Annotated in this window: 12 protein-coding genes and 1 pseudogene; 9 read left to right on the top strand and 4 right to left on the bottom strand. The window is 70.6% G+C overall.

Annotated features, from left to right (window positions below):
• Positions 1–61 precede the first annotated feature (61 nt).
• Both dapD and ABZ855_RS19020 read left to right on the top strand, forming a co-directional pair.
• On the top strand, positions 62–1,051 hold the full coding sequence (dapD, locus tag ABZ855_RS19025) for a 2,3,4,5-tetrahydropyridine-2,6-dicarboxylate N-succinyltransferase (protein ID WP_360808194.1): 990 nt from the start codon (positions 62–64) through the stop codon (positions 1,049–1,051).
• A gap of 139 nt (positions 1,052–1,190) precedes the next feature.
• A complete protein-coding gene (locus ABZ855_RS19020) occupies positions 1,191–1,424 on the top strand; it encodes a hypothetical protein (RefSeq protein ID WP_319199692.1) in 234 nt (77 codons plus the stop codon).
• 86 nt (positions 1,425–1,510) lie between these two features.
• Here ABZ855_RS19020 and dapA read toward each other — a convergent pair whose 3' ends face one another.
• Positions 1,511–2,419, bottom strand: coding sequence for a 4-hydroxy-tetrahydrodipicolinate synthase (gene dapA, locus ABZ855_RS19015; protein WP_360808192.1), 909 nt, complete (start codon positions 2,417–2,419; stop codon positions 1,511–1,513).
• Between the two features lie 139 nt (positions 2,420–2,558).
• On the opposite strand from dapA, the gene ABZ855_RS19010 reads away from it, so the two are divergent.
• Together ABZ855_RS19010 and ABZ855_RS19005 are read left to right on the top strand one after the other, a co-directional pair.
• A complete protein-coding gene (locus ABZ855_RS19010; protein WP_360808190.1) occupies positions 2,559–3,212 on the top strand; it encodes a winged helix-turn-helix domain-containing protein in 654 nt (217 codons plus the stop codon).
• Between the two features lie 5 nt (positions 3,213–3,217).
• Positions 3,218–3,964 (top strand): SRPBCC domain-containing protein, encoded by a 747-nt coding sequence (locus ABZ855_RS19005; RefSeq protein WP_360808188.1) that lies wholly within the window; start codon positions 3,218–3,220, stop codon positions 3,962–3,964.
• 35 nt (positions 3,965–3,999) lie between these two features.
• On the opposite strand, the gene ABZ855_RS19000 is transcribed toward ABZ855_RS19005, so the two are convergent.
• Positions 4,000–5,829 carry an endonuclease/exonuclease/phosphatase family protein gene (locus tag ABZ855_RS19000; RefSeq protein ID WP_360808186.1) on the bottom strand — a complete coding sequence of 610 codons (1,830 nt, stop codon included), beginning with the start codon at positions 5,827–5,829 and terminating at the stop codon, positions 4,000–4,002.
• Positions 5,830–6,310: 481 nt separating this feature from the next.
• On the opposite strand from ABZ855_RS19000, the pseudogene ABZ855_RS18995 reads away from it, so the two are divergent.
• From ABZ855_RS18995 to ABZ855_RS18975, 5 genes and pseudogenes are all read left to right on the top strand, one after another.
• Positions 6,311–6,514 (top strand): annotated as a pseudogene (locus tag ABZ855_RS18995) (hypothetical protein); the annotation flags it as partial.
• Positions 6,515–6,856: 342 nt separating this feature from the next.
• Positions 6,857–8,203, top strand: a complete 1,347-nt coding sequence (locus ABZ855_RS18990) for a hypothetical protein (RefSeq protein ID WP_360808420.1) — start codon at positions 6,857–6,859, stop codon at positions 8,201–8,203.
• A gap of 447 nt (positions 8,204–8,650) precedes the next feature.
• Entirely contained in the window at positions 8,651–10,243 is a 1,593-nt protein-coding gene (locus ABZ855_RS18985) for a TROVE domain-containing protein (RefSeq protein ID WP_360808184.1), read from the top strand.
• A 57-nt stretch (positions 10,244–10,300) separates the two neighbouring features.
• Positions 10,301–10,948 (top strand): GntR family transcriptional regulator, encoded by a 648-nt coding sequence (locus ABZ855_RS18980; RefSeq protein WP_360808182.1) that lies wholly within the window; start codon positions 10,301–10,303, stop codon positions 10,946–10,948.
• Between the two features lie 16 nt (positions 10,949–10,964).
• A complete protein-coding gene (locus ABZ855_RS18975) occupies positions 10,965–11,981 on the top strand; it encodes a 1-aminocyclopropane-1-carboxylate deaminase (RefSeq protein WP_360808180.1) in 1,017 nt (338 codons plus the stop codon).
• Positions 11,982–12,017: 36 nt separating this feature from the next.
• Here ABZ855_RS18975 and ABZ855_RS18970 read toward each other — a convergent pair whose 3' ends face one another.
• Both ABZ855_RS18970 and ABZ855_RS18965 read right to left on the bottom strand, forming a co-directional pair.
• A complete protein-coding gene (locus ABZ855_RS18970; RefSeq protein ID WP_360808178.1) occupies positions 12,018–12,320 on the bottom strand; it encodes a hypothetical protein in 303 nt (100 codons plus the stop codon).
• Positions 12,286–12,417 carry a hypothetical protein gene (locus ABZ855_RS18965; RefSeq protein WP_360808176.1) on the bottom strand — a complete coding sequence of 44 codons (132 nt, stop codon included), beginning with the start codon at positions 12,415–12,417 and terminating at the stop codon, positions 12,286–12,288. The genes ABZ855_RS18970 and ABZ855_RS18965 overlap by 35 nt, the downstream gene beginning before the upstream one ends.

The raw sequence follows: 12,417 nt of genomic DNA, 5'->3' as shown, positions 1-12,417 counted from the left end.
TCCTTGAGATGTGGTTCGTATCGGTTCGCCCGGGTGGGGTTTCTCAAGTTAGGTTCTCTCCATGACCGACACGACTGCTCCCCGTACCACCGGCGCCGTGGCCGCCGGGCTTGCCACCGTCGCCGCCGACGGCACCGTTCTCGACACCTGGTTCCCCGCCCCCGAACTGACCGTCGAGCCCGGCCCCGCCGGCACCGAGCGGCTGTCCGTCGAGCGGGCAGTCGAGGCGCTCGGCGAGGGCGCGGCGAAAGCGGTCGGTCCGGACGCGCGCCGTGGCGTCGAGGTCGTCGCGGTCCGTACGGTCATCGCCTCCCTCGACGACAAGCCGCTCGACACGCACGACGTCTATCTGCGCCTCCACCTGCTCTCGCACCGGCTCGTCCAGCCGCACGGCCAGAGCCTGGACGGCATCTTCGCCCACCTCGCCAACGTCGCCTGGACCTCGCTCGGCCCGGTCGCCGTGGACGACGTCGAGAAGGTACGGCTCAACGCCCGCGCCGAGGGCCTGTACCTCCAGGTCACGTCCATCGACAAGTTCCCCCGCATGACCGACTACGTCGCCCCCAAGGGCGTCCGCATCGCCGACGCCGACCGGGTGCGCCTCGGCGCGCACCTCGCCGAGGGCACGACCGTCATGCACGAGGGCTTCGTCAACTTCAACGCGGGCACGCTCGGTACGTCGATGGTCGAGGGCCGTATCTCCGCGGGAGTCGTGGTCGGCGACGGTTCCGACATCGGCGGCGGCGCCTCCACCATGGGCACCCTGTCCGGCGGCGGCCAGGTCCGTATCACCATCGGCGAGCGCTGTCTGATCGGCGCCGAGGCCGGTGTCGGGATCGCGCTCGGCGACGAGTGCGTGGTCGAGGCGGGGCTGTACGTCACCGCCGGCACCCTCATCACCATGCCCGACGGACAGATCGTCAAGGCCCGTGAACTCTCCGGTGCCTCCAACATCCTCTTCCGCCGCAACTCCGTCACGGGCAAGGTCGAGGCCCGCCCGAACAACGCGGTCTGGGGCGGGCTGAACGAGGTCCTGCACAGCCACAACTGACTCCCCCGAGATCGCGCAAGATCACGTACGGGTTACTCCCCGTGACCTCGTCGGGCTTCCGGCAGATGAACTGGTGGACACAGGGTCCGATCAACTGCCGGAGCAGAAGCGGTAGAAGTACCGACGAGGGGTGGAGCACATGACGAACGGACGGTCGAGGACCGTGACGCGGGCGCGCTGGCTCACGGGAGCGGCGGTCACCGCGGCCGTGGTCTGCGGGGCTCCCGCGGGGACCGCGCACGCGGACGAGACCAACACCGGTTCGCACAACGGTCCCCGGGTCGGCCTGGTCAACATCGGCCAGGTCGACGACCCGATGGAGGACGTGCTGGAGCACTTCCTGCTGTTCGGCGACGGATACCGCTGGGAGTGACTGTCGCCCTTCATGGGCCGGGGCCCGACCGCCGCCGCAGGGCGCGCGGTACGGGCCCCTTTCCCGTACCGTGCGCTCGCGGTGGGCTACGGCAGGTCCCGCAACCCCTCGTACGCCGCCAGCAGGCCGTTCGTCGCCTCGCGGCCCGCCGATCGCAGTGGCGCCCGTACGGGACCCGAGGGCAGGCGCAGTCCGCCCAGCAGGGCCTTGGCCGTGACCGCGCCCGGCAGGCCCGAGGCCATCATCAACTCGGTGAGGGGGAACGCCTGTTGCTGGAGGCGGGCGGCCTCGGCGGTCCGGCCCGCGTCGAACGTGTCGATGATGGACCGGAAGTGACGGGGGATCACATTGGCGACCGTGCTGACGTATCCGGCACCGCCCAGTGCGTACAGCGGCAGTACGTATTCGTCGCAGCCCGTGTAGATCGCCAAGTCTGTGTGGGACAGCACCTTCTGAGTGCCCATCAGGTCGTATGCGCAGTCCTTCACGGCGACGATCCCCGGGTGGGCGGCTAGGCGGATCATGGTCTCCGGCTCGATGCGGACGCCGGTGCGGCCCGGGATGTCGTACAGCATGAGGGGCAGGTCGGAGGCGTCCGCCAGCTCCCGGAAGTGGGCCTCGATCGCGTCCTGCGGGGGCCTGCTGTAGTAGGGCGTGACCGCCAACAGGCCGTCGGCGCCCGCCTTTTCCGCCGCCCGGGCCAGTTCCACGGAGTGCAGGGTGTCCGCGGTGCCGACGCCCGCCACGATCGACGCCCGCCCTTCGACCGCCTCCCGCACCGCCTGTACCAGCGCGGACTTCTCCGCGTCCGTCGTGGTCGGGGACTCGCCCGTCGTACCGGAGAGGACGAGGCCTTCGCAGCCCTCGGTCACCAGTCGGTCGGCGAGGCGTTGCGCGCCGTCGAGGTCCAGGGTGCCCTCGGCGGTGAAGGGCGTGACCATCGCACACAGGGCGCGGCCGAAGGGGGGAGGGGGAGGCGTGCGTGGTGTTGTCATGCGAGCAGTCTCGGCAAGACCTTGGTGAAGCTCCACTTAATTCTTGTGCAGGGTATGCGTAAGCAACGCTTCGCCATCTCCGCTCACCGAATACTTTTCTCCCCTGGACAAAAAAATTTTTCGGTGGGACGGTGGAGTCATGCTGGACGTCACCGTGATCGAGGACCCGGCGGCAGCCGCCGTCTCGCTCGACCCCATACGGGGCCGACTGCTCGCCGAGCTGGCCGCCGGGCCCGCCTCGGCCGCCATGCTGGCCGGGAAGGTCGGGCTGCCCCGGCAGAAGGTGAACTACCACCTCAAGGCGCTGGAGCGGCACGGCTTGGTCGAGCTGGCCGGGGAGCGGCGCAAGGGCAATGTCACCGAGCGGCTGATGCGGGCGACCGCCGCCTCGTACGTCATCTCGCCGCTCGCCCTCGCCGCCGTACAGCCCGATCCCGACCGCTTCCGGGACCAGCTCTCCGCGCGCTGGCTGCTGGCGGTCGGGGCACGGCTGGTGCGGGACGTCGGCACGCTGATCACCGGCGCCACCCGGGCCCGCAAGCGGCTCGCCACCTACGCGCTCGACGGCGAGGTGCGGTTCGCCTCCGCCGGGGACCGGGCCGCGTTCATCGAGGAGCTGACGGCGGGTGTCAGCGCGCTGGTGCGCAAATACGACTCGCCAGACGCGGAGGGCGGGCGCGGTCATCGGATCGTCGTGGCCGTGCACCCGACCGTCAAGCCGCAGGCTGACCAGCCATCTTCAAGTACGACAGGCGGCGCGGAAATCGCGGCTGCCGCAGAGACTCAGGAGTGAGCACCATGTCCGAGGAAGCGTCCAGGGAATTCGAGATCGCGCGTGAGTTCGAGGTCGATGCGCGCCCGGAGGAGGTGTGGGAGGCGATCACCACCGGGACCGGCGGGTATCTGTGGCCGATGGAGCCGCCGGAGCCGAAGGTCGGCGGCAAGGGGCCCTTCGGGTCCACGGTCGTCGCCTGGGACCCGCCGCACCGCTACACCAACCGCGTCGAGGACGTCGAGGGGATCTCCGAGCAGACCCTCAACCAGCTCGACTACACGATCGAGCCGCGTGACGAGGGCCGCCGGGCCTGGGTGCGTTATGTGCACAGCGGCATCTTCGTCGACGACTGGGACAACCAGTACGACGGGGCCGCCCGGCACACCGACTTCTATCTGCACACCCTGCGCGAGTACCTCACGCACTTCGCGCCCCGGCCGGCCGCCTTCGCGACCTTCGACGGGCCCGAGGCGTCCAAGGCCGCCGACGCGCTCGCCGTCGTGGGGCGGGCGCTCGGGGTCGGGGAGGACGTGGCCGTCGGCACGCGGGTGACGGTGCGGGGGCCCGACGAGTTCGAGGCCGTGGTCGACTTCCGCAACCCGTACTTCATCGGGCTGCGCACGGACCGGGGCCTCACCCGCTTCTTCGGGCGCAACCACTGGGGATACCCGGTCGGCGTCTCCCTGCACGACTTCGCCCCCGACTCCGACATCAAGGAGTGCGAGGGCGAATGGCGGGGCTGGCTGAACGGGGTGTTCAACCAGCCCTGATCCAACGGGAGTTCAGGCGGGAGCGCCGGCCGGAATTACGGCTGGAAGCGCAGCACCTGCGGGTCGTGGTCGCTGATCTGGTCGTTGAACTCCGAGTTGATGTGCACGGAGTCGTAGTCGAAGTCGCAGCCACGGCTGATCGACGGGCTGACCAGGATCTGGTCCAGGACCTGGCTGTTGCCCTGGTAGTCGTAGGTGTAACGCTCGCTCTTCGGCAGCGACTTGATCGCCGACCACAGCGCGCCGCCGTCCTCCAGCAGCTTGGCGGTGTCGGAGAACTCGAAGTCGTTGATGTCGCCGAGCGTGATGACGTCCGCGTTCTTCTGGACCTTCAGGATGTCCTTGACGAACGAGTTCACCGCGGTCGCCTGGAGATGACGCTGGGTCTCCGAGCTGCGCGCCGGCGGCTGGAACTGCGAGGTCAGACCCTGGTCGCCGCCCTTCGAGGAGAAGTGGTTGGCGATCAGGATGACGGTCTTGCCGCGGAAGACGAACTCGCCCGCGAGCGGCTTGCGGCTGTTCGTCCAGGCCGCGTTCGTCGGGTCTATTCGGCCAGGCGAGAGCGTCAGGGCCGCCTTGCCGTGGTCCTTGGTGACACCGACGGCCGTCGTGGCGTCGCCGCCCGGCCGGTCGGTGAAGGAGACCCGGGCCGGGTTGAAGAGGAACACCTGACGGATGTTGCCGCCGGGCTCGCCGCCGTCCGCGAGGTCGACCGGGTCGATGGAACGCCAGTCGTACGCCGGGCCGCCCGCCGCCACGATCGCGTCGATCAGCTTCTTGACCGTCTGGTCGGCGGCGACCGTGCCGTCCTTGGTCGCGCCGTTGTTGTCCTGGATCTCCTCCAGGGACAGGATGTCGGGCGACTGCAGGTTGTTCACGATCGCGGCGGCGTGCGCGGCGAAGGTGTTGTCCGACGGGTCGAGGTTCTCGACGTTGTACGTCGCGACCGCGAGCTCGTTCCGCGACTGCTTGCGGGTCGTCTCGCGCTTCAGGCCGCCCTGCTTGAGGGTGCCGAGCTCGTTCGCGACGAGGGTGTAGCCACCGAACTGGTTGAAGTCCAGCGGGCCGGTCGTGGTGCCCGTGAGGCTGTCGCCGACGTTCGCGGTCGGGAAGTCGGCGACCGCGCCCAGGGACTGGATCTGCAGCCGGCCGGTGTTCTGCGAGGTGTACGAGCCGTACACCGTGCCGCCGCGCCGGTTGGGGTTCTCCCACGGCTTCACCGTGACCCACAGCTCGGTGAACGGGTCGGTGGCGGTGACCACGCGGGCGTCCTTGACCTGGACGTTCATGCCCTCGAGGGACTCGTAGTAGTCCAGGGCGTACTTCTTGGGCCGCAGCGTCAGCGCGTTCACCGAGCCGCCCGCGGCGGTGTCGCCGTCCGGGGTGTACGCGGCCGGTACGGAGCGGGCGTCCACGACGACCGGGGCCGGGAGCGCGTTGCCGCTGGAGACGACGGTGACCGTCGGCTTGACGATCTCGGTCACCGACTGGTTGCCGGACGTGGTGCCGCCCGGCACGAACTCCGAGACCGTGCCGGTGACGGTGACCGAGTCGCCGACGGCGACGGTCGGCTTGGAGCTGGTGAAGACGAAGACGCCCTCGCTGGTGGCCGGGTCGGCGTCCGGGGCCGTGTCCTGGATCCAGAAGCCGCGCGACGAACCGTAGGTCCGGACGCCGGTGACGATTCCCGCCACGTCCGTGACCTTCTGGCCCGCGAGCGGGGAGAGGCGCGTGGTGCCCTGGATGTCATGAATGCGCACGGTGTCGGCGTGCGCGGCCGACGGAACCACGACCATGGTGGCGACCGTTGAACAGACGGCGGCGACAGTGAGCGCGGCGAGACGCGCGGAAGACTTGCTCGGCAACGGGATCCCTCCGGGGACAAGCGTGGGTGCCGGGACGAATGTGACAAGGGTGGTGCAGTGGGGGGAACGCGACCTGCTGGGCGGCTGGCGACGCGCGTAGACATCCGGTGAACACTCGGTGCGAAGGGCTCCGCGCCGAAGGTTCGGCACCGGGCGATCGGCAGTGAACGCCCGGCCTTGGGGGACAGTGAACACGATGGAGCACGGCGGAAGTCAGGGGGATGCGGTGAAACAGCACCCCTCGACTTCTACGCGCGTCAATCTCCTGCCTGGTCAGGGCAGTTGTCAAGGTTTCAGCCATGTACCTCCTCTGACAGGTTCATGAACCGGGCGGCATGGTGCCAAATCCGTCTAGGCTGAGCGGCTGAGTCGTACGGCCTTCAACACGACGTCGTACGGTCGTCAGACGCCGTCGTCGGACCTGGGCGCACCCGGGATGCCCGACGTACGGCCATTCGGGCGCCTGAGGAGAAAACAGCCGATGTCAGACAGCTCCCCCCTGCCGCCGGTGCGACTGCACTCCGAAGCGGAGCTGGCGCGGGACGCGCTCGCCGCCCCGCTGGTCTCCCGCGCCGCCCGGCTGGCCCGCTGGGCCGGGCCGGACACCCGGGTCGGGGCCGGCGGCGAACTCGTCCAGGAGCAGTTGCCTGCGGCGGCGCGGGTGCTGGGGTTGCTCGGGGGCGAGGGTGCGGGTGGCGCGGGCGCCGGTGACGTCGGTGGGGTGAGCCTCGGTGATGTAGGCGCCGGTGCTGAGGATGCCGGTGATACGGGCGGGGGCGTCGGTGGCGCGGGCGCCCGGGGTGAGGGTGCGGGTGGCGCGGGTGCCGGTGACGTAAGCGTCGGTGGCGTGGGCCTCGGTGGCGTTGGCGCCGGTGGGGCGGGTGTCGGTGCTGAGGATGCCGGTGATACGGGCGTGGGTGGCGGGGGTGTTGGTGGCGTGGGCGCCCGGGGTGAGGGTGCGGGTGGCGCGGGCACCGGTGGCGTAGGCGCTGGTGGGGCGGGCGCTGGTGCTGAGGGTGCCGGTGATATGGGCGTGGGTGGCGTGGGCGCCCGGGGTGAGGGGGCCGGAGAGGTAGGCGTCGGCGGCGTGAGTCTCGGTGGCGCGGGCCTCGGTGGTGTGGGTGTTGGGATGCGTGTTGAGGATGCGCTTGCCCATGCCAGTGAGGCCTGGCGGGTTGCCGTGGATGCCGGGCTTGTCGAGGTGCTCGACGAGGACGAGGGCACCGTCACCGTCGGGGAGGACCTGGCGCTGCTTACCTCGGGGTCGCCGCACGAGGTGCTCGCGGTGTGGCTCGGGGCGCTGGAGACCGTCCTCGCCGACGCGACCGTGCCCGACCTCGACGATCTCCTCGACGCCGTGGACGAGGGCGCCGACGTCGACTTCTCCCAGCTCGACTGGGACCCGGAGGCGGAGGCCGCCTTCCTCGACGGTGTGCTCGCCAACCTGTACCTGCTGAGCGTCAGCGAGGGCGGCTCCACCGACAGTCCGGTACCGCTGCCGGCGCTGGCCGCGTCCATGGTCGTACCGGGGGACATGCGCGAGCCCTCCAACGACGTCCTCGAGCAGGTCTCGGACATGATGATGCGCCTCGACGACCAGTTCCGGCTGCTCGAGCCCATCGGACTCGTCGCCTACCGGCCCGTCGACGAGGCGCTCATGGCGGACACCGACGAGCCCGCCGAGGGTGCGCTGACGGGCGACGACACCGACGTCTCCCGCTACGGCATGGTGCGGCTGACCCCGCTCGGCCTGTACGGCGTACGGGCCCGGCTGCTGGAGGCCGGCTTCGAGGCGCCCGCCGTCGGAGAACTGGCCGACAAGGGCGCCGACGCGCTGCTCGACGGCACGGCGTCCTTCCCCGCGACGGCCGCGCAGGCCGAGACCGAACAGTGGCTCACGCGCCGCGAACCCCTCGCGGCGGCCCGGGAGTTGCTCGCGGCGGCCCGGGGCGGCGACGCCGGCGCGCCACTGCGGCGGCTGCGCTGCCAGCAGGCCCTCTCCCTCGTCGGCGCCGAGGCAGAGCCCGCACTGCGCGAGGTTCTCGGCGATGCCGAACTGGGCGGCCTCGCCCGCGTCTGGCTCAGCGAGCACGGCGCGGCTGATGTGCCGCCGCCGTCCGAGGAGATGGTCTTCTGGCTGACCATCGACACAGTGGCCGCGCAGCTCGCCGCCGAGGGCAACTCGGCCGAGTTGATCGGGCTGGTGGAAGGGCTGGCGCAACAGCACGGCGGTTTCTTCGAGGCGGCCTGGCGCGTGGACCATCCGGCCACGCCGGACGTGCTGGAGGCGATGGGGCGGCTGCATCCGGACAAGCGGGTGGCCAAGGAGGCGCGGAAGGCGGCGTTCAAGGCGCGGTCGCAGCAAGGGGGGTGAGCGGCGGGGCGGAATCTGTGGGGGGTGGCGGGGGGCGACGCCGACTGCGGGTGCGTCGTGGTTTGTCGCGCGGTTCCCCGCGCCCCTTTGGGGCCGGGGCTCGTTAATTCGTTCGCCGGGTTTGTGTTGCGCCTCCTACAGTGAGATCACAACGTCGCGCACCTCCCGGTGCGAAGGTTGCGGCTACTTCTCTTCCAAAGAATCCAGGCCGCCGCCGACTTGATCTCGGGAGGCGCAGCATGTGGTGGGTGCCCGGTGCGCAGGCAACGGTTACTTCATTTCGGATCAGAGGGTTGCGGGTTCAAGTCCCGTCACCGACTTCGGGTCGGTGTAGCTCAATTCGGCAGAGCATCTGGGTAAGTCCGTCGCCGCTTCAGAACTCGGGCGCCCACCTTTTCATTTGCTGTGCCTTCCTCCGAAACTCCAGGGAATTCGGGGGAATTCATCATGGCACGATTCAACTCCAAGGCGGCCCGCGCGGCCAGGACACAGCCCACGTCCCGGGTGACGTCGACCGGCCGTGTACTCCGTACCTACCAGGGCGGCCGGGGACGTGAGCGGGACGCGCGCTCCGAGCTCTTTCTGCTCGCGGTGGCCAACTTCGTCTCCCAGAAGACCTTCTACGAGTCCGGCGCCGACCGCGACGACCGGTTCGCCGCGCTCGTGCGCGAGCTCGCGGTGAGCGACCCCGCCTGGACGGCCGGCCTGCTGGGCTGGCTGCGCGGCGAGGGCAACCTCCGTACGGCCGCCGTCGTGGGCGCCGCCGAGTACGTGAAGGCACGCCTCGACGCGGGCGCCACCGACGGTCCGTCCAACCGGCAGGTCGTCGACTCGGTGCTGCGCCGCCCGGACGAGCCCGGCGAACTGCTCGCGTACTGGACCTCGGTGTACGGCCGCAACATCCCCAAGCCCGTCAAGCGCGGCGTCGCCGACGCCGTACGGCGCCTCTACAGCGGCAAGTCGCTGCTGAAGTACGACACCGCGTCCAAGGGCTACCGCTTCGGCGACATCCTCAACCTCGTGCACGCGGCGCCCGACCCGGACAAGCCGTGGCAGGGCGAGCTGTTCCAGTACGCCCTCGACCGCCGGCACAACCCCGACACCGCGGTGCCGCCCGCCTCGAACCGGGTGCTCTCGGCGCATCGCGAGCTGATGGCGCTGCCGGTCGCGGAGCGGCGGGCGGTGGTGACCTCGGCCGGCGGTGCCGAGCGGATCGCGGCGGCCGGGATGACCTGGGAAGCGCTGGCCGGCTGGCTGCAGGGGCCGATGGACGCGGCGGCCTGGGAGGCGGTCGTTCCCTCCATGGGGGCGATGGCCCTGACCCGCAACCTGCGCAACTTCGACGAGGCGGGAGTCTCGGACGAGGTGGCGGCGGGGGTCGCGGCGCGCATCAGCGACCCGGCGGAGGTGGCGCGCTCGCGGCAGTTCCCCTTCCGGTACCTCGCCGCGTACCGGCACGCGCCCTCGCTGCGCTGGTCGTACCCGCTGGAGCAGGCGCTCGGCCACTCGCTGGCCAACGTGCCGGCGCTGGGCGGGCGGACGCTCGTCCTCGTCGACCGGTCGGGCTCGATGTTCTACTCCCGGCTGTCGGACCGTTCGGAGCTGAACCGGGCCGACGCCGCGGCGATCTTCGGCACGGCGCTCGCGCTGCGGGCGGCGGACGCGGATCTCGTCGAGTTCGGTACGTCGAGCAACCGGGTGCCGTTCGGCAAGGGCGAGTCGGTGCTGAGGATCCTGGACCGCTTCCGCGATCTGGGCGGCACCGACACGACCGAGGCGGTACGGCGTCACTACCGCAAGCACGACCGGGTGGTGATCGTCACGGACGAGCAGTACACGTACAGCGCGCACGGTGACCCGACCGAGCAGCTTCCGGCCGATGTGCCGGTCTACACCTGGAACCTCGCCGGGTACCGGGCCGGCCACGGCCCGTCCGGGACGGGCAACCGGCACACGTTCGGTGGGCTCTCGGACGCGGCCTTCCGGATGATTCCGCTGCTGGAGAGGGCGGGTGACGCGGACTGGCCGTGGGTCGGCTGAGCACGCTCTTGTGCGAGCTCTTGTGCGACCCCGCAGCTGACATCTAACATTTCAGTTGTGGAAGCCATCCGACCCGTCGCCCGGACCCTGCTCAGGGATCGCGCGTACGAAGTGATCAGGGACGCCATCGTCGCCGGGGAGATCGAGCCCGGCACGGTGGTGCGCGACGCCGAGTTCGCCGAGCGGCTCGGGCTGTCCCGGGCGCCGGTGCGTGAGGCGTTCGCGCGCCTGGTCGACGAGGGGCTGCTGGAGAGCAAGCCGCAGAGCTACACGAAGGTGACACCGGTCGTGGCCGCCGACGTGCGGGACGCGGCGGCCGTGGTCGGGGCCATGCACGAGCTGGTCACGCGGGTCGCCGTGCCCCGGCTGTTCGCCGCCGACGTCGAGGCGATGCGCACGGCGAACGAGCGGTTCACGGCCGCCGTCCGGGCCGGCGACGTGGAGTCCGCGCTGCGCGCCGACGACCAGCTGCACGACGTCCTCGTCCGGGTCAGTGGGAACCGTGCGGCGGCCGCCACCGCCGCCCGCTACACCCCGCTCATCCGCCGTCTTGAGCGACGACGCTTCAGCGAGGGCGGCAACTGCCGCTCGTCCGGCCTCCATGACCGGCTCGTCGACGCCTGCGCGGCCGGGGACGTGGAAGAGGCGGTCCGTGTCACCGCGGAGATCTGGCGTGGGCTCGCCGAGCTCGCGGACAGCGACTGATCCCGGGAGGATCCCCATGTCCCTTGCCTCGTACGAGCGTTACCCCCTTCTCTTCGGTCCCTCGCCCGTGCACCCGCTGGAGCGGCTCACCGCGCACCTCGGCGGTGCCGCCCTCTGGGCCAAGCGGGAGGACTGCAACTCCGGTGTCGCGTACGGCGGCAACAAGACGCGCAAGCTGGAGTACCTCGTCGCCGACGCCCTCGCCCAGGGCTGCGACACGCTCGTGTCGATCGGTGGTGTGCAGTCCAACCACACCCGCCAGGTCGCCGCCTGTGCCGCCCGCGCGGGGCTCAAGTGCGTTCTCGTACAGGAGAGTTGGGTGGAGTGGCCCGACTCCGTCTACGACAAGGTCGGCAACATCCTGATCAGCAGGCTCGCCGGGGCCGATGTGCGGCTGGTGCGGGCCGGGTTCGGCATCGGGTTCAAGGAGAGCTGGGAGCTGGCGCTGCGCGAGGTGGAGGAAGGGGGCGGCAAGCCGTACGCGATTCCGGCGGGCGCCTCCGACCATCCGCTGGGCGGACTCGGGTTCGCCGGCTGGGCGTACGAAGTCGCGGAGCAGGAACGGGAGTTGGGGGTTTTCTTCGACACCGTGGTGGTGTGCTCGGTGACCGGGTCGACCCAGGCCGGCATGGTCGCCGGTTTCGCGGCGCTGGAGGAGGCGGGCGGCCGGCCCCGGCGCGTGCTCGGCATCGACGCGTCGGCGGCGCCCGCCCGGACCAAGGAACAGGTCGCGCGGATCGCCCACAACACCGGCCAACTCATCGGTGTCAAGCGGGAGTTGACCGAGGCGGACGTCGAGCTGGACGAGCGTTATCACGCGGGCACGTACGGGATCCCCGACGACACCACCCTGGACGCGATGCGGCTCGCCGCCCGTACGGAGGGTATGGTCACCGACCCCGTGTACGAGGGGAAGTCGATGGCCGGGATGGTCGATCTCGTGGCGCGGGGCGAGATCGGGCGGGACTCCACCGTCCTGTACGCGCACCTGGGCGGGCAACCGGCGCTGAACGCGTACAGTGCGCTGTTCTAGTCCCGATGCCGTCTAGATGGGCGGCAGGGCTGGGTGTCAAGGTCCTGGTGCGGTCAGGATGCCGATGCTGATGGTGGCTTTGTAGCTGGTCCGGTCGATGGTGCCTTTGGCGCTGTACTTGGAGATCGCGCGTTTGACGACGCGGGGCCGGGTGCGGATGCGCCGGTCGGGCGTGAGGTCGGCCAGGACGCGGCGGCCGATGGCGCCGCCGAGGTCGATGACGGTGTCGGCGATGACGCCCGCGGCCTGGATGACCAGGTCGCGGGTGGTGTACAGGGCGATACTGCAGCTGGCCCGGTCGGGATCAAGTCCGGGCCGGGTGCCGGCGGCATCCGCCATGGCCAGGGGTGCGGGCGCCCAGGACGCGGCCGCCCAGGATGGTCGACTTGATCTCCAGGTAGGCGGTCTCGGTCTCCCGGCGCTGGTGATACAGCAT

The sequence above is a fragment of the Streptomyces sp. NPDC047042 genome (genome assembly GCF_040644035.1).
GTDB lineage: Bacteria > Actinomycetota > Actinomycetes > Streptomycetales > Streptomycetaceae > Streptomyces.
This window is presented reverse-complemented; position numbering and strand designations above follow the sequence as displayed.

Bases quoted from the DNA above. Each gene is read 5' to 3' on its own strand.
- dapD (WP_360808194.1), top strand. From the start codon at position 62: ATGACCGACACGACTGCTCCCCGTACCACCGGCGCCGTGGCCGCCGGG.
- ABZ855_RS19020 (WP_319199692.1), top strand. From the start codon at position 1,191: ATGACGAACGGACGGTCGAGGACCGTGACGCGGGCGCGCTGGCTCACG.
- dapA (WP_360808192.1), bottom strand. From the start codon at position 2,419: ATGACAACACCACGCACGCCTCCCCCTCCCCCCTTCGGCCGCGCCCTG.
- ABZ855_RS19010 (WP_360808190.1), top strand. From the start codon at position 2,559: ATGCTGGACGTCACCGTGATCGAGGACCCGGCGGCAGCCGCCGTCTCG.
- ABZ855_RS19005 (WP_360808188.1), top strand. From the start codon at position 3,218: ATGTCCGAGGAAGCGTCCAGGGAATTCGAGATCGCGCGTGAGTTCGAG.
- ABZ855_RS18990 (WP_360808420.1), top strand. From the start codon at position 6,857: ATGGGCGTGGGTGGCGTGGGCGCCCGGGGTGAGGGGGCCGGAGAGGTA.
- ABZ855_RS18985 (WP_360808184.1), top strand. From the start codon at position 8,651: ATGGCACGATTCAACTCCAAGGCGGCCCGCGCGGCCAGGACACAGCCC.
- ABZ855_RS18975 (WP_360808180.1), top strand. From the start codon at position 10,965: ATGTCCCTTGCCTCGTACGAGCGTTACCCCCTTCTCTTCGGTCCCTCG.
- ABZ855_RS18970 (WP_360808178.1), bottom strand. From the start codon at position 12,320: ATGGCGGATGCCGCCGGCACCCGGCCCGGACTTGATCCCGACCGGGCC.
- ABZ855_RS18965 (WP_360808176.1), bottom strand. From the start codon at position 12,417: ATGCTGTATCACCAGCGCCGGGAGACCGAGACCGCCTACCTGGAGATC.